Annotated in this window: 19 protein-coding genes; 11 read left to right on the forward strand and 8 right to left on the reverse strand. The window is 65.5% G+C overall.

Annotated features, from left to right (window positions below; genetic code table 11):
- Positions 1 to 515: 515 nt before the first annotated feature.
- Positions 516 to 692, forward strand: coding sequence for a hypothetical protein (locus SB749_RS00005; RefSeq protein ID WP_410708398.1), 177 nt, complete (start codon positions 516 to 518; stop codon positions 690 to 692).
- On the opposite strand, the gene SB749_RS00010 is transcribed toward SB749_RS00005, so the two are convergent.
- Positions 689 to 2,230, reverse strand: coding sequence for a recombinase family protein (locus SB749_RS00010; protein WP_410708399.1), 1,542 nt, complete (start codon positions 2,228 to 2,230; stop codon positions 689 to 691). The two genes, SB749_RS00005 and SB749_RS00010, sit on opposite strands and share 4 nt — an antisense overlap.
- Before the next feature lie 19 nt (positions 2,231 to 2,249).
- Between SB749_RS00010 and SB749_RS00015 the strand changes: the two genes are divergently transcribed.
- From SB749_RS00015 to SB749_RS00050, 8 genes are all read left to right on the forward strand, one after another.
- A complete protein-coding gene (locus tag SB749_RS00015) occupies positions 2,250 to 2,543 on the forward strand; it encodes a hypothetical protein (protein ID WP_410708400.1) in 294 nt (97 codons plus the stop codon).
- Complete coding sequence (locus SB749_RS00020; RefSeq protein ID WP_410708401.1) at positions 2,540 to 3,514, forward strand: type II secretion system F family protein; 975 nt, start codon at positions 2,540 to 2,542, stop codon at positions 3,512 to 3,514. The genes SB749_RS00015 and SB749_RS00020 overlap by 4 nt, the downstream gene beginning before the upstream one ends.
- On the forward strand, positions 3,511 to 4,449 hold the full coding sequence (locus tag SB749_RS00025; RefSeq protein ID WP_410708402.1) for a type II secretion system F family protein: 939 nt from the start codon (positions 3,511 to 3,513) through the stop codon (positions 4,447 to 4,449). The genes SB749_RS00020 and SB749_RS00025 overlap by 4 nt, the downstream gene beginning before the upstream one ends.
- A gap of 101 nt (positions 4,450 to 4,550) precedes the next feature.
- Positions 4,551 to 4,829, forward strand: a complete 279-nt coding sequence (locus SB749_RS00030; RefSeq protein ID WP_410708403.1) for a hypothetical protein — start codon at positions 4,551 to 4,553, stop codon at positions 4,827 to 4,829.
- Positions 4,830 to 4,887: 58 nt separating this feature from the next.
- Positions 4,888 to 5,286 carry a TadE/TadG family type IV pilus assembly protein gene (locus tag SB749_RS00035; RefSeq protein ID WP_410708404.1) on the forward strand — a complete coding sequence of 133 codons (399 nt, stop codon included), beginning with the start codon at positions 4,888 to 4,890 and terminating at the stop codon, positions 5,284 to 5,286.
- Positions 5,279 to 5,728 (forward strand): hypothetical protein, encoded by a 450-nt coding sequence (locus SB749_RS00040; RefSeq protein WP_410708405.1) that lies wholly within the window; start codon positions 5,279 to 5,281, stop codon positions 5,726 to 5,728. Before SB749_RS00035 ends, SB749_RS00040 begins: the two co-directional genes overlap by 8 nt.
- Before the next feature lies 1 nt (position 5,729).
- Positions 5,730 to 6,215: a pilus assembly protein TadG-related protein gene (locus SB749_RS00045; RefSeq protein WP_410708406.1), complete on the forward strand. Its 486-nt coding sequence runs from the start codon at positions 5,730 to 5,732 to the stop codon at positions 6,213 to 6,215.
- A 146-nt stretch (positions 6,216 to 6,361) separates the two neighbouring features.
- Positions 6,362 to 10,132, forward strand: a complete 3,771-nt coding sequence (locus SB749_RS00050) for an FtsK/SpoIIIE domain-containing protein (protein ID WP_410708407.1) — start codon at positions 6,362 to 6,364, stop codon at positions 10,130 to 10,132.
- Here the strand turns inward: SB749_RS00050 and SB749_RS00055 are convergent.
- Positions 10,106 to 11,146 carry a GNAT family N-acetyltransferase gene (locus tag SB749_RS00055; RefSeq protein WP_410708408.1) on the reverse strand — a complete coding sequence of 347 codons (1,041 nt, stop codon included), beginning with the start codon at positions 11,144 to 11,146 and terminating at the stop codon, positions 10,106 to 10,108. The genes SB749_RS00050 and SB749_RS00055 overlap by 27 nt on opposite strands.
- 44 nt (positions 11,147 to 11,190) lie before the next feature.
- Here SB749_RS00055 and SB749_RS00060 point away from each other — a divergent pair, with 44 nt between their 5' ends.
- Entirely contained in the window at positions 11,191 to 12,000 is an 810-nt protein-coding gene (locus tag SB749_RS00060) for a purine-nucleoside phosphorylase (protein ID WP_410708409.1), read from the forward strand.
- Between the two features lie 61 nt (positions 12,001 to 12,061).
- Entirely contained in the window at positions 12,062 to 13,885 is a 1,824-nt protein-coding gene (locus tag SB749_RS00065; protein WP_410708410.1) for a phospho-sugar mutase, read from the forward strand.
- A 62-nt stretch (positions 13,886 to 13,947) separates the two neighbouring features.
- Here the strand turns inward: SB749_RS00065 and deoC are convergent, their stop codons facing one another.
- The 6 genes from deoC to SB749_RS00095 form a co-directional block, all read right to left on the reverse strand.
- Entirely contained in the window at positions 13,948 to 14,595 is a 648-nt protein-coding gene (gene deoC / locus SB749_RS00070; RefSeq protein ID WP_410708411.1) for a deoxyribose-phosphate aldolase, read from the reverse strand.
- Between the two features lie 52 nt (positions 14,596 to 14,647).
- A complete protein-coding gene (locus SB749_RS00075) occupies positions 14,648 to 15,937 on the reverse strand; it encodes a thymidine phosphorylase (protein ID WP_410708412.1) in 1,290 nt (429 codons plus the stop codon).
- A 117-nt stretch (positions 15,938 to 16,054) separates the two neighbouring features.
- Positions 16,055 to 16,561 (reverse strand): cytidine deaminase, encoded by a 507-nt coding sequence (locus SB749_RS00080; RefSeq protein ID WP_410708413.1) that lies wholly within the window; start codon positions 16,559 to 16,561, stop codon positions 16,055 to 16,057.
- A gap of 74 nt (positions 16,562 to 16,635) precedes the next feature.
- Positions 16,636 to 17,919: an ABC transporter permease gene (locus tag SB749_RS00085; RefSeq protein WP_410708414.1), complete on the reverse strand. Its 1,284-nt coding sequence runs from the start codon at positions 17,917 to 17,919 to the stop codon at positions 16,636 to 16,638.
- Position 17,920: 1 nt separating this feature from the next.
- A complete protein-coding gene (locus SB749_RS00090; protein ID WP_139908661.1) occupies positions 17,921 to 19,153 on the reverse strand; it encodes an ABC transporter permease in 1,233 nt (410 codons plus the stop codon).
- Positions 19,150 to 20,709, reverse strand: a complete 1,560-nt coding sequence (locus tag SB749_RS00095; RefSeq protein ID WP_410708415.1) for an ABC transporter ATP-binding protein — start codon at positions 20,707 to 20,709, stop codon at positions 19,150 to 19,152. The genes SB749_RS00090 and SB749_RS00095 overlap by 4 nt, the downstream gene beginning before the upstream one ends.
- Positions 20,710 to 20,739 lie beyond the last annotated feature (30 nt).

A 20,739-nucleotide genomic window follows, 5' to 3' on the forward strand; every position in this document is an offset into this window, starting at 1 on the left:
ACGGGGGCGTCGGTTCGTGCCTAACCGCGAGGCGACTGTGTGATACTAGACGGTATTCACGGGTGTGACCGACTGACTACAAACCTGCTCGAGGTCGACAGGTGTGTCTGCGGACATTCATCAACTTGACCGACGGCTAATACACCGTCGAAGGTTTCAACCACTGGTCTCCTGGGTAGATCTAGCCAGCAGCGGCCCGAGTTCGTGATGAATCGCAAGAGAGATAGGCAGACTTCATTTCTCGGCACTGCACAGTACCGTAACTCGGACGGGTGCGCCCTCTTTGGTTGTAACACTCGAGGGTCACATCGTCAGCATCTACGAGGCGATCCTCGGGCCTCTTCTCCCTCTATCGTGGCACCGTTTCAATTGCTAAAATGAACTTGTAGAGATGAGATCCCATCGGGGCCGTGACTTGGAAGCACGGGGTACTGCTCCCGAATAGGAAGCCGGTCAAACAGCCCAACTACCGAGGCGGGGAACCGGGTCATCGTTGACCCCGAAGGTTCTTCGCCATGGCCGACCCATCAACCAACCACCAATCCCTCACCGACACGAACGAATTTCACGAGTGGCTGTCTGCCACTTTGGACGGCATTCCTGCCCCCGGACCGACAGTTGCCAAGCGACTCATCGATGTACTCGATCCGCACGAGTTCGCTCGAGAAGCTCGCCAGTCCGATGCTGCTTAGCTTTTCGCTCCCAACGGCTTCCCCTGAAGAACATCATCACGGAGGAAGTCGCTGGGCGCGACGACCACTCGGTTCGGATCGAACCGTCGACCGGTGTTCCTCGTCGGACGATTGATCGTGATGTCGAGCAGGATTCGAATCACCTCACGCCGGTCCATCAGGTCGGCCGCAGCCCAGCTCTCCCGAAGAGACTCCGTGCTGAGCATCTTCCGCAACTTGGTCGATGGTATCGGAGCAACCTCCGCTCGGCGGAGCTCGTCCAGTTCAGTCTCGATTCGCTTGTCCTCGCTTGCATACGCTCGCAACGTGATGAGCTTCTGTTGGCGATATGATTCGAGCTCGTCGCGCTCGGCCTCCAGCGCGGCAATCTCGCCTGCCAGGTTCCGACCGTTCTCCTCGCCCGACTCGCGCTCCTGATAGGCAGTGACCAAGCTTCCGCGAAATCCTGGAGAGTCGAACAAAGCCAGGATCGTCGCTTCGACCAGCTCTTCGACCGGCACTCCAGTCACGCTGACTTTCCGGCAACCCTCCTTCTCGCAGAGATAGGCCTTCTTCATTCGCCGTTGGTTCGTTGAAGCCTTCAGTCGGGAACCGCACTCGCCGCACTTCGCAATACCCGAAAGCATATGTCTCGGTGCCGGCCCCCTGGGCGTCGGCACTGTCAGTCGGGACTTGTCAGTCAGAAGCGCATGCAGCTTCAGCCACTCACCGTAGTCGACGATCGGATCCCACGCCGCCGGGCCGATGTCCTCCCCGCGATAGACTCGTCGCCCCGCGATCGTCGGGTTCAACAGCAGTTGGCGCAGTGTGGACGGCTCCCACACGGTGACGACGTCATCGGGGTTTTCTTCCAGCGTCTTGGTTCGGGCAGTTCGCGGACTAGGGATTCCACGTTCGTTCAGCCCCATACAGACTCGGCGGAGAGACTTACCACCCAGGATGTCTCGAACAACTTCAGCCAATACCCGGGCAGCCGGAAGCAGCTCGCCAGATTCGTCATAGGGCGTCTGTTCGATCAGCGACCCGGTGGCTGAGTCATAGATTCGGCGGTATCCATACGGCAACCGGCCATGGGGGCGGCGTTTCTCCGCATTATCTCGCACAGTCCTCAGGTTGCGGTCACGGATGTCGCCAGCTTCACGCTCGGCCATGAGCGCATCCAACCCGGTGGTGAATTGATCGTCAGAACGGCTGAGATCGTATCGGCGGCCCTTGTAAACCAGATGTACTCCGGAGTCGATGCAGGCCTGTCTCAAGAGCACATAATCAGAGAGGTCGCGAAGCGCTCGGCTCATCTCCCAGACCAGGAGGAAGTCGACTTTACGACTGCTGACCAACTCGAGCGCCTCGTCGAACTTCTCCCGGTCTCGTTTGCGAGATGCTGAGGCCGAACGATTGTCGTCACGAAGCGTATGAGTAATAGAGACACCATTTCGGTCTGCCCAATCGACGTTGGCTTTGAGCTGGGTATCCACCGAAGTGCCTCGATGCTTGGGATCCCTGCTCGCTCGGCCGTAAGAAAGCGCAGTCTCAGTCATACAGTCGATTCTAGCTGATTTGCACCTCCAGTTCTACGTGTTCGCCGGGGCGAACATCTCGTCGGCGTTCGTCGTGCCCACCGTCGCCGTCAGCCTCGACGTCGTCGTCCACCTGCGCAGGGACCCGTCCGGAGTGCGCCGAGTCGATGAGATCTGCGCGGTGCCAGGCGGAGTCGAAGGCGACGTCGTCGAACTCGACACGATCTTCCATTCGCCACGAGGACAGCTCGTTCGCGGTCAGGGGTTCGGCCACCTCAGCGAGCGATTTGCGGCCATCGGACGCGATCTTCACGCCATTCTGGAGGCGGCATGAGCTATTCGCAGTGCGCTCTGCTCATCGGTGCCTGCCTCGGGGCGGGACTCTTCCTCATCTGGATGTCGCTGTGGCAGCGACCGCAGAGCAAGCGGACTCAGTCGCGGTGGGTGCGCGAACTCGATGACATGCTCACCGGGGCCGGATTCCCCAGGCTGCGGCCGGCCCACCTGCTGCTCATCTCCGTCGCTGCGTTCTGTGTCGTTGCAGTCGTCGCGACAGTGCTCACCGGATCGTGGGCGATCGCGCTGTGCTTCGGCCTCTTCGCCTCCTGGCTGCCGCACCGGGCATTGCAGCATCGGGCTCGCAGCAGACAGGTGATGCGGCGGGAGCTGTGGCCCGAGACTCTCGACCATCTCAATTCCGGTGTCCGTGCGGGTCTGTCCCTGCCTGAAGCACTGAGCTCTCTGGCCCATCGCGGACCCGAACCTTTGCGGCCGCTGTTCGAAGTCTTCGCCGAGGAATATCGGACCAGCGGGTCATTCGCCTTGGCGTTGGAACGATTCAGACAGGTCAGCGCCGACCCGGTGGCCGACCGCATCGTCGTCGCACTCAGCGTCACCCGGCAGGTCGGCGGCAGCGACCTGGGCACCATGCTGCGGGCCTTGGCACAGTTCGTCCGTGATGATGCCCGCACCCGCAACGAGCTCTCCGCCCGGCAGCAATGGACGGTCAACGGCGCCCGATTGGCCGTCGCCGCACCGTGGGTGGTGCTCGCGTTCCTCTCCACACGACCCGAAACTGCGGTGGCATACAACTCCCGAACGGGGCTGGTCCTCCTGGCCGCGGGCTTCGTCGTCTCTCTGCTGGCGTATCAGGCGATGAAGCGCATCGGTCGGCTCCCGGCCGAACCCAGAGTCATCGAAGGGTCCTCCCTCAGCGCCGCCCACCGTCGCTTCGCGGGCAGCGCCGGAACGAGCGGCGGATTCACCACCGACGACACAGACGCTGCGGACGGACGGGCGGCATGAGCCTCCTCGGCGAGCCCCTGTCGATTCTGGCCCTCGGACTCTTCAACGGCTTCGCCCTGTGTGTCTTCGTCCTCTCCCTCCCGCCGCTGCGCAGACCGACTCTGTCGTCGCGGATCGCACCCTATCTGCGGGATCAGGAATCCCTGGTCGACATCTACGCTCCGCCGACCCCTCGCACCGAGGGGTTCTGGGGGCTGGTGAAGTCCTGGCTGATCGGTTCGACTCTGTGGGCGACGTCGCGCATCACCACGGATGCGACTCTGCGACTGCGCATCGGCCGGCTTGGCGGCAATGCCACGATCGAACGCTTCCGCATCAACCAGGTGCTGAGCATCCTCGTCGGGATGATCGTCGCCGGCGGTCTCGCCGGTGCCCTGTCGGCGCAGCGCGGCTTCTCCCCCATCGTCACCGTCGTCCTCGTCATCAGCGGCGGCATCGCCGGGCACGTCTTCAATGATTGGCGGCTCAGCCAAGCCATCGCCCGCCACGAATCCCGCGTCCTCGCCGAATTCCCCACCGTCGCCGAGCTCCTCGCTCTGTCCATCACCGCCGGTGAGGGGATCGTGGAGGCTCTCGAACGCGTGTGCCGCACCTGCTCCGGCGACCTCATCGACGAACTCCGCGCTGCCCTGGCCTCCACCCGCACCGGGACACCGTTGGTCGAAGCCCTCGATGCGATGGCCACGCGCATCGCCATCCCCGAGATCGTCCAGTTCGTCGACGGCCTCGCCGTGTCGATGACCCGCGGCACACCGTTGGCCGAAGTCCTCCGCTCTCAAGCCGCTGACGTGCGCGAACAGTCCCGACGACGGCTGTTGGAGCTGTCAGGTCGCAAAGAGATCGGGATGCTGATTCCGGTGGTCGTCTTCGTGCTTCCCGTCACCGTGATCTTCGCCGTCTTCCCGTCCCTGACCGTCCTCGACCTCAGCCCCTAACGACTGCACTCCGCACCGCCGACCACGCCCGCTCCCACAACCAGTCCCGCACCACCGACCACGCGGATCGACACCTCGACCTCGCCGATGAAGGAGACACGATGTTCCGCCAGTTCACCTACCGCCTCGTCCCGCTCATGCTCGGGCTCATCCCGGGTCCTCCTCCGCATGGAGGAACCACCATCACCGAGGCGGCCGAGACCGACATCGACCCGAACCTCACCGCCGATGTCGACCGACCAGACCGCGGAGACGTTCCCGGCTGGGTCCTCATCACCTTGATGACTGCGGGATTGGTGGTCGCATTGTGGGCGCTGGCCGGCGAGGCCTTCACCTCGATGTTCCAGGACGCGATGAACAAGGTCCGCGGGGCCGGGTGACCCAGCGGTGACCGGAGACGACGAGACACTACCGGGAAGTCGGAGGAGGGCTGCCTCGATGACGGAGGCAGGCGAGCGCAGCGATTCGGGATCCGCCGTCGCCGAGTTCGCCCTCATTGCCTCGCTGCTGGCCCTCATCCTGGCCGGCGCCCTGCAGATCGGTCTCGTCATTCACGTCCGCAACACTGTCATCGACTCCGCCATCGCAGGGGCGAGGCAGGCGAGCCTGGCCGATCAGACTCCGCGCGACGGGCAGAAGCTCACTCGCGACCTCATCCGAGTGTCGGTGGGCGAGCGCTATGCCCAGAGGGTGACCGTCTCGACGTCACAGCGCGGTGACGTCGAGATCGTCGAAGTGCGGGTGACGACCCCGTTGCCCGTCCTCGGGCTGTGGGGACCCGCCGAGGTCTGGGACCTGCGCGGACGGTCCATCGTCGAGGACATCGACCGTGACTGAACCCGAGGTCGTTCAGGAAGTCGCGGCCGACGACGCAGACGAGGGAACGGCGGTCATCGAGTTCATCTTCGCCTCCATCGTCCTGCTCATCCCGGTCATCTACCTCATGCTCACCCTCTCCCAGCTACAGGCGGCCAGCTATGCGACCACCTCGGCGGCGATGTCGGCCTCACGTATCGCCGCCCGCGACGCGAACCCCTCGGAGGCTCGCGCCCATGCCGTCGCCGACATGCATTTCGCGGACTTCGGGCTGTGGGATGCACCGACTTCCATCACCTACTCGTGCGCCGGACCCTGTGGACAGGCCGGCTCCCTCGTCACCGCACGAGTCGAGACGAAGGTGTCACTGCCCGGGTTCCCGCTCCTCTTCGGCTCCGACCGGTCACCGCACATCACGTTGCGCGCGAACCACACCGACGTCGTCGCCACAGGACGTCAGTGATATGGCGACCATGGGAGAGCACAGCTGTGAACGGCGACGGGAATCGCAGATCGGCCGCGATTCGGAGCACGAATCCGACGCCGGGTCCATCACACCGCTGGCCATCGGCTTCGTCGTCATCGCCTTGTTGTTGGCCTTCCTCATTGCAGCGCTGACCGATCTGCACATGGCCCGCCGAGAGCTGCAGGGGCTGGCCGATTCTGCGGCGCTGGCGGCCTCGGACTCGTTCGAACCGGCTCCCGGAGACGACCCCGGTCTCGTGTTCTCCCCACCGGCGGCGAAACGCGCTGCCGGTCGCTACCTCGACGCAGTGCCGACTCCGAAGGACATGAGCAAATTGCGGTTGAGCGCCGACGCCGATGGAACGCATTCGGTGCGCATCCGCATCGAAGCCCGCTACTCGCCGGCGCTGCTCTCACCATTCGTGCCTGGACTCATCGACCTTCACGCCACCGCTTACGCCCGGGGCGCCCTGCGCCTCGACTGATCTACTCGAGCTGTCTCCACTTCGACGCCGATTCCTGTGGGCGCAGGCTCCACTCACGCATCGTGAGGCTGTGGATGCCCAAACCGTTTCCACAGCGCGCTTTCTCACTCTTGCCCAAGCTATACGTTCGCAGTGAGTCTGTGGGCATGAGAACCCTGGGGCTCATCCACCGCATTGAGACGAACGGAGCCGTCACGAGCATGAGCATCGAAGCCGAATCAGCCCAACCAGCCGTCGACGTCTTCCGTTCTGCCCTCGGAGCGGAACTGACTTCCCAGGACTTGGACGTCGGCAACCAGCTCGACGACCACAGAATCGAGTCGATCAGCTGGGGTCATTGGCAGAGACTCAATCCCATCACCGTCGTCGGAGCGAATGCTCTGCGCACCACCGACGACTGTGCCGACTCCGCGCGGACGAGCGTATCCGTCCTGGCAGGACCGGATGCGGGATTCACCCTGACGCTCGACCCACGGCGGGCCCGTTTGTCCCGACTGCCCCACCCCGATTGCCTGACGATCGTCGACCCCAGCATCTCCCGCGCCCCGCAGCCGCTGCGACTCGAAGCCACGGGGACTGGGCCCGCCGCAGCTCTGGGTGCGACGGTGCTTGCACCGGGCCCAGCAGACGGTTCTTCAGCCGGCACTTCTTCCTCGGCGGCCCGTTCGGCTCCGCCGATCCGTTCCCCGCCGCTGCACCACAGCAATGACATCCACATCGCCCCGAAGACGATCGACGATCCTCGTCCGGCCCGACCCCCACAGTGGTGGACGTTCCTCATCCCCGTCGGCATCGGTGTGGTGCTGGCCGTGACCACAGGAATGTGGTGGTTCCTGCTCTTCAGTGTTTCGGCCCCGCTCTCCGGCTGGGTCGCCTACCTGGTGGAGAAGAAGCGCTTCACCCGCGACAGCGCACAATGCCGACTCGACCGCGACGAAGCCCTGGCCGAGGCGCGAGCCAGACTGAGCCGCCTGGAGACGGCGCACCGTCAGATGATCTTCTCGTCCCCTGGGCTGTGTCTGGGTTTCGGGACGGTCTTCAGCTACCTCACCATCGACGAACGGCTGCAACATGGAACAGACCACGTCGACGGTCGGATCGTCTGCGCTGAAATGCCGATCCGCATCGATCCACGTACGACGACGGTCACCGTCAGCGGAACGCCCGCAGTCCTGCGCACCATGGCCTTCGCTTGGCTGTCCGACCGGCGATTCCGGTGGCGACCGAGTCCCGAACTCGCACTGCTGCCGGAACTGGCAGGCACCGAGTTCTCCGCCGACCACGCATCTAACACGGTCGGGTCAGGGTCACGCCCAGACGCCGGCATCGACGATCCCATCTCGATCACCCTCGACGAGGCGGCCCACCCCGCCGTGCTCACGCTCACCGCCCCGCATGCCGGCTCCGCGGTCTCGCTGACGGTGGGCTCTCTCGCGCAGGCACGCACCACGTCCTCGACTGCGCCCGGCGGCCCGGTGCCGGGACGGGCACTCGTCGCCACTCTCATGCCGGCCGCGCGATTCGTCACTCTGCACTGTGGCCGCTCAGCCGAAACCGGTCCCCACACCTGGCCCGACCACGGGCTCGGCGAGCTCTGCGATGATGCGCCCGAGGCCATCAGAGCACGGTGGCGGTCTCCCGCTTCGGGGCCGGTGCCGATCGGCCGCGGAACCGACGGTGACGTCGGCATCGATCTGTTCTCCGACGGTCCTCATGCTCTCGTGGCCGGCACCACGGGAAGCGGGAAATCCCTGCTCCTGCAGACATGGCTGCTGTCGATGGCCTTGGCACAGCCGCCTCGGCGACTGCGTTTCGTCCTCATCGATTTCAAAGGCGGAGCCACGTTCTCACCGTTGCAGGATCTGCCGCACACCGACAGTGTGCTCGACGACTTCGACTCCGGTCTCGCCTTTCGGGCTCTCGTCTCCGTGCGTGCCGAGATCACCTATCGGGAACGACTGTTGGCCGACCACGGGTGCGCCGACGTCGCCGATCTCGCTGACCCTCCCCCACGGCTCGTCGTCGTCATCGACGAGTTCCATGCGCTGATGGCCACCCATCCTCGCGCCGCCGACCTGCTCGAACACCTCACAGCCCTCGGCCGGTCGCTCGGCGTCCACCTCATTCTCGCCACTCAGCGCCCGATGGGCGTCGTGACCGGGCAGATGAAGGCGAACATCAACATTCGCGTGTGCCTGCGAGTGCGCGATGAGACCGATTCCTTCGACGTCATCGGCTCCGAGGCGGGTGCGTTCCTGCCCGCGGACAAGCCCGGCGCCGCCTGTCTGGATTCCGGGATCTGCGTCACCCGGTTCCGCGTGGCGGCTCCGTTCGGAAATGACGCCCACACCGAGGCGGCCCTCCGCCTTCGCGTTCGTCCCTGGGGTCCGGGGCCGGTTCCGTCCCTGGCCAGCGGCGCCCACGGCGTTCACGTCGACAACATCATCGCCGCGGTTCACGACATCGCCAGGGCCGAGGACGCTTCGGCTCATCGACAGGTGGTGCTGCCTCCCCTGCCGGAACCAGAAGAGATATCGGCCTGGGCGGCAGGAGGCTCGGCCCGTTCTGCCGGAAAGCTCGCAACTTCCCCTGTGGGACCGGTGGCGGAAAACGGTGAAATTGGCCCGACAGTCACGGGGATCATCGATGTTCCCAGTCAGCAGCGGCAGCAGATGTGGACATTCGACCCGGACGTGGACGGTTCCACGATCCTCACAGGCGGCAGCCCGGACACCGTGGAAACCGTGCTCGCGACCATGGCACTAGCGGCCGCTCCGACCCGACGGATCATCGCGATCGGCAGAATCTCCGCGGTCCTCGACTGGGCGGAGATCAGCTGCGGATTGAGCTCGGGCTGGCAGATTCAGGCGATTCTCGACCATCTTTCTGCCCGTGGGGACCCGAGCAGATTCTCGCGCAATGGGGAAAGCACGGATTCGCCGACCGAGCCGAGGCAGAGCCGACAGCCACCGAGCCTGATCGTCTGCAGCAATTGGGCAGAGTTCGTCGACGCGCTCGATCACTATTGGGCCGAACGGGCCGAACGTCTCCTCGGACATGGTGCCGGATCAGATCTCGTGTTCCTGCTCGCCGGGTGCCGGAATATGACAAGCAGGAGCTCTCGATTCGCCACCCAGATCATCTTCCCGCCCGGGGCCGGCGAAGACGGAACGAGTGTCGGGCTCAGCCGGCAGCGATTCGCCGGTTCGTGGCCGGATCTCCGCGCCGTCATCCGCGGTCCCCGCGCGCAGGCCGCCGGCGGGGACGGTGCCGATGTGCAGTTCGCACCCGGTGACGCGGCACGATTCGGTTCGTCGATGTCCGAGGCGGGCACGAGCATCCTCGGCGGACCGCTCGGCATTCCGGAGTCCCGAAAAGGATTCGCTCCACGCTGGCGGGGGCTTGGCCAACCTGTGGGCATGGGCGAAGAACCCTGCGGCGGCATGCCTGGCTGCATCCCGGTCGGCGTGGATGCCTTCGGCAACCTCGTGGTGTGGGATCCCCGGCGAGACGGTTCGGTTCTCACCCTCCGCGGTTCTCCGCAGAGCGGCAAGACCGGATTCGCGACGTATGTGGACCGCCTCGGCGGGGTCTCTGTTCACGACGATGTGCACATGGCCGCAGATCCCGTCGACTGGGATCTGCTCGACGGACGATTCCATGTGCTCACCGTGCCGACACGGTTCACACCCGGGTATGGTTCCCCTCTGGCCAAAGCTCAGAGTCTCGGACCGCTGCTCGTGCTCGGTGCGCATACCAAGCAAGATCTCACCGGGCTCGGAGTGCTGCGACAGGCCCCGCTCGACGGGCTGCCAGGGACGGGCTGGTTCCTCACCGCGGACCAGGCTCGCCCAGTCCGACTCTTCAGCCCCAAGCAGGTCGAGCCTGATTCAGCTGACGTCAGCAGGCGGTCCTGAGAGAGTCTCGTAACGGTAGAGCTCGGCGGCGGTTCCCGCGTCGAGCAGTCGATCGGCGAGCGCAGAGATCACGGGCATTCCGCTCGTGACCTCGATGACGACATCGGCATCGACCGACAGCCTGGCCAAAAGGAGTTCGGCATCGGCGACGGCCGCGGCGAAGTCCTCACCCGCAGCGTCGGCGGCATCGTCGCGAGTCTCGAACATCGACCCGAGGATGAGCTCGGTCGGCGGTTCCTCGTCGACCTGATCGACGACAGCGTTCCCGTTGCCGGCGGCCGCACCGGCACCCGGTTCACCGGCCGAGGGCAGAACACCGGCGGTTTCATCGGCCTCTCGCGCATAGGACACGGCGAAGGCACTGAGTCCACCCGCCTCGGCGGTCCCGGCGGCACCATTCAGCAGCGCGGCACCATGAGCACCGGCCGCCTCGGAGAGGAAGACGTTGTTCACCTGTCCGATGGACAGCTGACCGACGGCATCGTCACGGTTGACGGCGGTGTACCAGGCGAGGAATGCCTTCGTCAGCTTCACCGAACCGGTCGCAACGATTTCGAGGTCTTCGGCCCGACCGCCGCCGGCCGGAGGCAGAGCACCGGCGGGCACCTTGATCACACGGGTCGTCGTCAGCGGAGTGAACCCGAGAGCCTGAGCGAAGCCCTCCCCCGGGCTGCCAGCCTGCACACGGGCGCGCAGGTCGAGACCTTCGAGCGCGGTTCCCCGGGTCTCGGCGCACACTGCGTCGAAGAGTTCACGCCCCTGACCATGTCCCTGCTCCTCCGCGGCCACCTCGACGTGGACCCACGCCCGGTAGGGGTGAAGCGGAGATTCGGCGATCGCGGCGGCTCCGACGGGAACGTCGGGAACCACCTCGGCGATGACGGAGCGGATCAACGGCGCATCCGAGGACGGACGGAACAGGGACCTGGCCATATGACCGGCCGGGGTGGTCGCGTCGGCGAACACCTCATTCAGGCGCAGATCGTCACCGTCGGTCAGCTCTCGAATCGGCATGTGCTCGCTCCTTGGGCGGTGGGGAACTTGATAATCTTGGCGTCATGACTGACTTAAGCGATCCTACCGCCGCCGCGCACGCCGCGGCCACGACCATCAACGCGAACGCGGGCATCGAAGCCCATGATATCGCGCTTGTCCTCGGCTCCGGTTGGGGCGGGGCGGCGGACCTCCTCGGCGAGACCGTCGCGGAGATCTCCGCGGCGGAGGTCCCCGGATTCCACGCTCCCGCCGTCGAAGGCCACGGCGCGACCCTGCGCACGGTGCGCATCGAAGCCAGCGGCAAGCATGCGCTCGTCCTCGGATCGCGCACCCACTACTACGAAGGCAAGGGTGTCCGGGCGGTCGCCCACGGTGTGCGCACCGCCGCTGCGGCCGGCTGCTCCTCGCTCGTGCTGACGAACGGCTGCGGCGGACTCAACCGCAACTGGGGCCCCGGCACCCCGGTGCTCATCTCCGATCACATCAACCTCACCGGCACCTCCCCGATCGAAGGCGCGAACTTCGTCGATCTCACCGATCTGTACTCCCCGCGCATGCGCGCCATCGCCAAGGAGATCGACCCGACACTCGACGAGGGCGTGTACGCGCAGTTCCGCGGACCTCACTACGAGACCCCCGCCGAGGTGCGCATGGCCGGGATCCTCGGAGCCGACCTCGTGGGAATGTCGACGACGTTGGAGGCCATCGCCGCACGTCAGTCCGGACTCGAACTCATGGGCATCTCGCTGGTGACGAACCTTGCCGCCGGCATCCAGGAGACCCCGCTCTCCCACGCCGAGGTCATCGAAGCCGGGGCCGCAGCCGCCCCGCGCATCTCCCGCCTGCTCGCCGACATCGTCGCGAAGCTCTGAGACGGCCAACCCCACTCCGCACTCCGCCACCCCGCCACCGCGAATTCTCAAAGGACCTCATATGACCCGCGTAGCCGACCGCTTCACGAATGGATTCGACGCCGAGGTGGTTCGTGCCTGGATCGCCGACGACCCCGACCCGCAGACCGCCACTTCCTTGGAGCACATCCTCGCCGAAGCCGAGAGCGGCGACGAGGCGGCGGTCGCCGATCTCGAGGACCGGTTCTCCGGTCCCCTCGTCTTCGGCACCGCCGGTCTGCGCGGCGAGATCGCCGCCGGTCCGAACCGAATGAACCGGGCCGTCGTCATCCGTGCCGCCGCCGGATTGGCCGCGTTCCTCGCAGACACCGTCGGTGAGGGATTCCGCGTCGTCATCGGGTGCGATGCCCGGTACAAGTCATCGGAATTCGCGGCCGATACCGCCGCTGTCGTCACCGCTGCCGGCGGTGTAGCGATTCAGCTGCCTGAGCAGCTGCCGACCCCGCTGCTGGCGTTCGCGCTGTCGCATCTCGATGCCGATGCCGGGGTCATGGTCACGGCCAGCCACAACCCTCCGGCCGACAACGGGTACAAGGTCTACTTGGGGCAACGTCCGCTACAGGCGATCGGATCCGAGGCCGACGCCGAGGCGGGTGCCGGCGCGCAGATCGTCAGCCCAGCCGACGCGCTCATCGCCGAGAAGATCGCTGCCGTCGATTCCGTGGCCTCCGTATCGCGTGCAGAGTCCGGGTGGGAGTATCTCGACGAATCGATCGTCGAGGACTATCTGTCGCGCGTCGACGACCTGGGTGTGCGTGCGGAGGCAGATCTCTCGATCGTGCTGACCTCGCTGCATGGTGTCGGTGCCGGAGTCGCCGAGGCTGCTCTGACCCGCACCGGGTTCGCTAGCCTCCACCCGGTGGCTTCCCAGCAGGCGCCGGACCCTGACTTCCCGACGGTGTCCTTCCCGAACCCGGAGGAAGCCGGCGCACTCGATGAGTCCTTTGCCCTGGCCCGTGAGGTCGGTGCCGAACTCATCATCGCCAACGATCCGGACGCTGACCGATTCTCCGCGGCCATCCCTGATGCCACTGCGGCGGTCGGATACAGGCAGCTGTCCGGCGACGAGGTGGGACTCCTCCTCGGTGAGGATGCCGCGACCCGTCTGGAGGCGGGAACACATCATGCGTCGGGCGCCGATGCTCAGGTGTTCGCGAACTCGATCGTGTCCTCCCGCGGTCTGGCGGCAGCTGCTGCCAGCCACGGCTACGCAGCGGTGAACACTCTCACCGGATTCAAGTGGATCTCCCGCGTGGCCGGCCTCGTCTTCGGCTATGAGGAAGCGCTCGGCTACTGCGTCGACCCGGCTGCGGTACGTGACAAGGACGGGATTTCGGCGGCCGTGACGTTCGCGTCTCTAGCGTCTCGGCTCAAGTCGGAGGGGTCAAGCATCGAGGCCGAGCTCGATCGGATCCGCAACCGCGACGGCTTCTTCGCCACCGCTCCGCTGTCTTTCCGCCTCGACGACGTTTCGCTCATTGGCACGGCGATGGCGAAGCTGCGCGAGAATCCGCCGGCCACGCTGGCCGGCTCCCCAGTCGCCGAGGTCCACGACCTGTCTGCCGGGTATGAGGGCCTGCCGCCGACCGATGGAATCCTGCTGCTCTCGGAGTCGAATTCACGGGTCATCGTACGCCCGTCCGGCACCGAGCCGAAGCTCAAGTGCTATCTCGAGGTTGTCGCCGAACCTTCGGAACTCCAGGCTGCGGCCGATGCCGATGCACGTGCGGCCGCCAGCGCAGGAGTGCGACTGTCGGCCACCTCGGCGAGTGCATCCCTCAAACCGGCCCTGACGGAGCGCTTGAACTCGATCAGCACCGAGCTCAAAGCCTTCTTCGCCCTCTAATTACTACCTCACGGCGGCCCTGCTACCTAGCGCGAGGTTGCTGGGCCGCCGTCACGTAGTAATTAGAGGGAGTTGAGGATTGCGGCGCTGCCGGAGAGGCCCAAGCGGCTGGCGCCGGCGGCGATCATCTCTTCGGCGGCCTCGGCGGTGCGGATTCCGCCGGACGCTTTCACTCCCAGGCGGTCGCCCACGGTCTCACGCATGAGCGACACAGCGTGAGCGCTCGCGCCACCGGCCGGGTGGAAACCGGTCGAGGTCTTGACGAACCCCGCTCCGGCGGCCTCGGAGCGACGGCAGGCCTCGACGATCTGCTCATCGGTCAGCGCAGCCGACTCGATGATGACCTTGACGAGGGCGTCCCCGCTGGCCTCGACGACACCGCGAATGTCGGCCTCGAGCCCGTCGAAGTCCCCGGCAACGGCCTGACCGATGTTGATGACCATGTCGACCTCGGCGGCACCGTCGGCGACGGCCTGCTTCGCCTCGGCTGCCTTGATCTCCGGCTTCACCTGACCGGAGGGGAATCCGACGACGGTGGCCACGACGAGCTCACCCGGGTCGGTGACCGGCAGCATCGACGGTGACACGCAGATCGCGAGCACTCCGAGTTCCTTCGCCTCGGCGACGAGGGCGTCCACATCGGCTGGGGTCGCTTCCGGCTTGAGCAGGGTGTGGTCAATGATTCCGGCGACTTCGGTGCGGCTGGTCATGTGTTCCTCCAAGATGGTTGGTGCGGCTTCTTCAGGATAGCGAGATGCAAGCTCAGGTGATCGTCTCGAAGACGATCGACTCCGGCACCGAGGCGGCGTCCCCGCCAATCTCGACCGCGGACTCCAGCGCCTCGATGGCGCGTTCGAAGCGTTCCGGGGTGGCCGTGTGCAGTGTCATGAGCGGCTGACCGGCGGTGACCGTGTCCCCAGGTTTGGCGTGCAGTTCGATGCCGGCGACGTCCTGGACCGGATCTTCCTTCCGTGCCCGTCCTGCGCCCAACCTCCACGAGGCGACTCCCACCGAGAGCGCATCGAGCCCGGTGAGAACCCCGGACTCGATCGCGGTGACGACCTCGGTGTGCTCGGCCACGGGCAGAGCGGCGTCGGGGTCACCGTGCTGGGCGCGGACCATCTGCTTCCATTTGTCCATGGCACGACCGTCGGTCAGTGCGGCGCGTACGTCGACATCGGTCTTGCCGGCCAGGCGCAGCATCTCCTCGGCCAAGGCGACGGTGAGGTCGACGACGTCGGCTGGTCCTGCGCCGGCCAGAACCTCAACGGATTCGCGGACCTCGAGGGCATTGCCGACGGTCAGGCCCAAGGGCGTGGACATATCGGTCAGCAGCGCCGAGGTCTTCACCCCGGCGGCCTTGCCGAGCTCGACCATCGTCTGGGCCAGGATGCGGGCCTTCGTCAGGTCCTTCATGAACGCACCGGAACCGACCTTGACGTCGAGGACGAGACCGGAGGTGCCCTCGGCGATCTTCTTCGACATGATCGACGAGGCGATGAGCGGAATGCAGTCGACCGTCGAAGTGATGTCGCGCAGAGCGTAGAGCTTCTTGTCCGCCGGAGCCAGACCGGTTCCCGCCGCGCAGATGACGGCTCCGACGTCCTCGAGCTGATCGACGATCGCCTGATTGCTCAGTCCCGCCTGCCAGCCGGGAATGGACTCGAGTTTGTCCAGGGTGCCGCCGGTGTGGCCGAGACCGCGACCGGAGAGCTGCGGGACGGCCACGTCGAAGACCGCGACGAGCGGGGCCAGGGGCAGGGTGATCTTGTCACCGACTCCCCCGGTCGAATGCTTGTCCGAGGTCGGCCGCGACAGCGTGGAGAAGTCCATCCGCTCACCGGAGGCGATCATCGCCTGCGTCCAGTCAGCGATCTCGGACGGTTCCATATCGTTGATGAAGATCGCCATGGCCAGAGCCGCCATCTGCTCCTCGGCGACGACGCCGCGAGTGTAGGCGTCGATCACCCAGTCGATCTGTTCCTTGCTCAGAGCCCGGCCGTCGCGTTTGGCGGCGATGACGTCCACGGTGTCGAATGCCTCTACTGTCACAGTCTCAATCCTTCGTTGTCATCGTGTCAGTGATGTCGCCGGTGCGGCGACGGATCGCCGTGGTGGGACATCGTCGGCACGTGGTGCGGTCGGTGCACAGCCACCTCGGTGCCGGTGTCAGTGCTTTGCGTTGTGGTCGGTCCGGGGCGCGCTCAGATGATCGGGCCCGAACGCTTCGGGCAGGACCACGGACAGCGGGGACCGTCCGCTGGGCATGTTGAGGATGAGCTCGTTGCCGCCGTGTTCGAACAGCAGCTGCCGGCACCGCCCGCAGGGAACGAGGGTGTTGCCCTCCCCGTCCACACAGTCGAAGGCGACGAGGCGGCCCCCACCGGTCATGAGCAGCTCGGACACCAATGAGCATTCCGCACACAGGGTCACACCGAATGAGGCGTTCTCGATATTGCATCCGCCGACGATGCGGCCGTCGTCGACGAGGCCGGCCGCCCCGACCGGGAAGTTCGAGTACGGCACATAGGCCTTCGTCATCGCCCGCTTCGCTTCGGCACGCAGCAGCTCCCAGGTGCCTTCGCTGAGATCCTCGGGGCAGACGGGGGTGGGTTCCTCGCTCCAGACCGGGTCGGTTGACTCGGGTGCGGAAGCGCGGGGTTCGGGGACAGTCATGGGGATACTTCTTCCTTCAGGTTGCGGCTGTGGGGTATTCGAGGGGAAATGCAGATCCATCGCCGAGGCGGGGATCACTTCACGTAGGGCACACCTTCCGCGGCCGGCGGGCGGACCCGACCGACGAATCCGGCGACGGCGAAGACGGTGACGATGTAGGGCAGCATGAGCAGCAGCTCGTTGGCCACCGGAGTGCCGATGGACTGCAGAGTGTTGCCGAGGCTCTTGGAGAATCCGAACAACAGGGCCGCGAACAGCGCACCCTTCGGATTCCACTTGCCCAGGATCATCGCGGCCAGGGCGATATAGCCCTGTCCGGCCGACATCTCCTTGCCGAACGCCAGTCCGGAGCCGACGGTGAAGAAGGCACCGCCGAGGCCGGCGATGGCACCGGCGAGCAGCGTATTGCGCACGCGGGTGAAGTTGACCTTGATGCCGACGGTGTCTGCGGCCTTCGGGTGCTCACCGACGGCGCGCATCCGCAGACCCCACTTCGAGCGGAACACGAAGATCTGCAGCGCGATGACGACGACGTACATGATGTAGACGAGGATGTTCTGGTCGAACAGCACCCGTCCGAGCACCGGAATGTCCGAGAGCAGCGGGATCGGCAGGTTGGGCAGCTTCTGGCGGGAGTTCCACAGTCCCGGGTCCTGGGTGAGAACCGTCGAGTAGAGGAAGCTCGTGACGCCGACGACGAGGACGTTGAGGACGACGCCGATGATGATCTGGTTGACCCAGTACTTCACCGCGAAGAACGTGAGCACCACGGCGACCAGGGCACCGGCGATAGGAGCGGCGAGCAGACCCGCGTACGGGTTCTTCACAACGGAGGCGACGACCGCTGCGAGGAACGCACCGGCCAGCAGCTGGCCTTCGATGGCGATGTTGATGATGCCCGAACGTTCGCCCACGAGTCCGCACATGGCGCCGAAGATCAGCGGCACGGACAGAGCCAGGGCACCAGCGAGCAGCGTGGTCAGCGGGATCACGCCACCGGATCCGCCGCCGGCCCAGGCGAGGAAGGACAGGACGAAGACGACACCGAAGAGCATCGGGAACCACGAGCCGAGGTCGATGCGCTTGATCGCCACGTAGATCGACACGGCGGCCATGACGACGAGGATGATGCCCAGCGTCAGCCCCGCCGCGGTCGAGGACACGGCGAAGTCGGGGATAGCGAAGAAGTCTCCGCCGGTGGCCACCCGGAAGGTCGTCTCCCCGTCACGGCCGATGAGGCCGAAGAAGATGAGCGAGACAAGAGCGAGGATCGTATAGACGATCGGGAACTTCCAGGCGATCGGCGCAAGCGCCTTGACCTGGGTCGAAGGTGTCTTAGCCATGGTCTGAGCAGTCATCTCAGTCCTCCTTCCGCTTGAGCACCGGTGTGGGCAACCGGAAGATCGACCTCACCAGGGGCGGGGCCGCGATGAGCAGCACGATGACGGACTGGACGACGAGGACGATGTCGATCGGCGTACCGGTCTGGGACTGCATGAGGTAGCCGCCGGCTTTGAACGCGCCGAAGAGCAGCCCCGCAAGGAATGTCCCCAACGGTTTCGACCGTCCCAGCAGGGCGACGGTGATGGCGTCGAAGCCGATCGATCCGCTGATTCCGCCGGTGAGTTTGTATTCGGTGCCGAGCACCTGAGCGGCACCGCCGAGTCCGGCCAGGGCACCGGCGACGATCATGACGAGGATCGTCACCTTCGACACGGAGATGCCTGCGGTCCGGGCCGCGTGCGGGTTCGCGCCGACGGCCTTGAACTCGAAGCCGATCGTCGAACGCTCGAGCAGCCACCACACGAAGATCGTGGCGAGGATGGCGATGACGAACCCGAAGTGGAGACGGAACGGCGGTGGCAGCAGCAGGAACATCTGCGCGGAGTCGTCGATGACGCGGGACTGCGGGTTCGCCGAGGTCGTGTGCGTGAACCAGTTCTGCTTGAGCAGGTAGCCCAGTGCGTAGCCGGCGATCGAGTTGAGCATGATCGTCACGATCACCTCGTTGGCACCGGTGCGTGCCTTGAGGACACCGGCGATTCCGGCCCAGATCGCACCGCCGATGATTCCGCCGATCGCGGCCACGAGCATGTGGACGACGGGAGGCAGCGGCAGCGCGTAGCCGAGGAATCCGGCGATGGTCGCGCCGAGGATGACCTGGCCCTGACCGCCGATGTTGAACAGACCGCAGCGGAAGGCCAAGGCGATGCCGAGACCGGTGAGGATGAGCGGGGTGCCCGAGACCATCGATTCGGTCAGTGGGCGGATGGCGCGTTCGGTGGTGCGTGCGTCCCAGTCGAAGACCGCTCCGCGGAACAGCGCCGAATAGGCGTTGCCGACGGTCTGGAAGAGCGTGGCGAAGAACTCGCCGGGAGCGGCGAAGAAGTTCTCGGCCGCCGCGACGACCTCCGCGTTCGACACGGCGATGAGGACACCGCCGAACAGAAGGGCGAGAACGATCGCCAGCAGCGAGACCAGCCAGGATCCCGACATGATCTGCTGGAGCAGAGTCTGTTCCTTGCCGTCCTCGGTCTCGGACTCCGGCGGCGGTGCCGCTGAAGGAGCGGCCGGTGAGATATCAGTCGTCATTTGGTCTCCTCCGCCGAGGTGGTGGCTGAGTCGTCGTCCGTTGCTTCGAGGGCTTCGTCGGCGGGAACGCCGGCCATCATCAGGCCCAGTGCCTCGCGGGAGGTCTCGGGTCCCACGATGCCGACGACGCGCCCGGCGTACATCACGGCGATGCGGTCGGCAAGGCCGTAGACCTCGTCGAGTTCGGTCGAGACGATGATGCAGGGGGTGCCGGAATCGCGTTCGGCGATGACGCGCTTGTGCACGAATTCGATCGATCCGACGTCGAGTCCGCGGGTGGGCTGGCTGGCGATGAACAGTCGCAGATCGCGGCCGAGCTCGCGGGAGAGCACCACCTTCTGCTGGTTTCCGCCGGAGAGGGTCGAGATCGGATCGGAGACGCTGCCGAGGCGGATGTCGAACTCCTCGACCTTCTTCTTCGCCTCTTCGTTGATGACCTTCGACCGCATGTTCAGGCCCTTGGCGTAGGGCTCACGATCGTAGACGTCGAGGATCATGTTCTCGCGAATCGCAAACTCCGCGATGATGCCGTCGGTCGACCGATCTTCGGGAACGAATCCGATCCCGGCACCGAGGCGGTCCTTGACCGAGTCCCCGACGAGCTTCTTCCCGTCGAGGGTGATCGTGCCCAACCGCGGTTCGGTGAGACCGATGATCGTCTCGGCCAGTTCGGTCTGCCCGTTGCCCTGGACGCCCGCGACGGCGAGGATCTCGCCGCGACGGACGTCGAAGGACACATCGTCGACGACGACGTTCTCGGCCTTGTCGACGACGGTGAGTCCGCGCACCTGGAAGGTGGCATCGCCGGGATCGGCGGCATCCTTCTCGGTCGTCAGCGACACGGCTCGGCCGACCATCTGGCTGGCCAGCTCGGTCTCGGTCGACTCCGGCGAGGCCTCGCCGACGATCTTTCCGCGGCGGATGACCGTGATCGAATCGGCGATCGCTCGGACCTCACGGAGTTTGTGGGTGATGAAGACGATCGACGTGCCCTGCTCCTTGAGCTGGCGCATGATCGAGATCAGTTCGTCGGTCTCCTGCGGAGTGAGCACAGCTGTGGGCTCGTCGAGGATGAGGATCTCGGCATCCCGGGACAGGGCCTTGATGATCTCCACTCGCTGCTGGGCGCCGACCGGCAGATCCTCGATGAGGGCATCGGGATCGATGTTGAAATTGAAGCGCGAAGAGATCTCCTTGACCTTCTTGCGCGCCTCGCTGATGTCGAGGAGGCCGAGGCTCTTCGTCGGTTCGTAGCCCAGCGCCACGGATTCGGCGACGGTGAACACGGGCACGAGCATGAAATGCTGGTGGACCATGCCGATGCCCGCGGCGACGGCGTCGCCCGGCCCGGAGAACTTCACCGGCTTGTCGTCGATGAGGATCTCTCCCCCATCGGCGTCGTAGAGTCCGTAGAGGACATTCATCATGGTGGACTTGCCGGCGCCGTTCTCACCCAACAGGGCGTGGATCTCGCCCGGTTCGATGGTGAGATCGATATGGTCGTTGGCCACGAACGATCCGAACACCTTGGTCATCCCGCGAAGCTCGAGTTTCACTGCTTCCGGTTCTCCTCACAAACTTGAAAA

The sequence above is a fragment of the Brevibacterium sp. SIMBA_078 genome, from assembly GCF_046534565.1.
Lineage (GTDB): Bacteria > Actinomycetota > Actinomycetes > Actinomycetales > Brevibacteriaceae > Brevibacterium.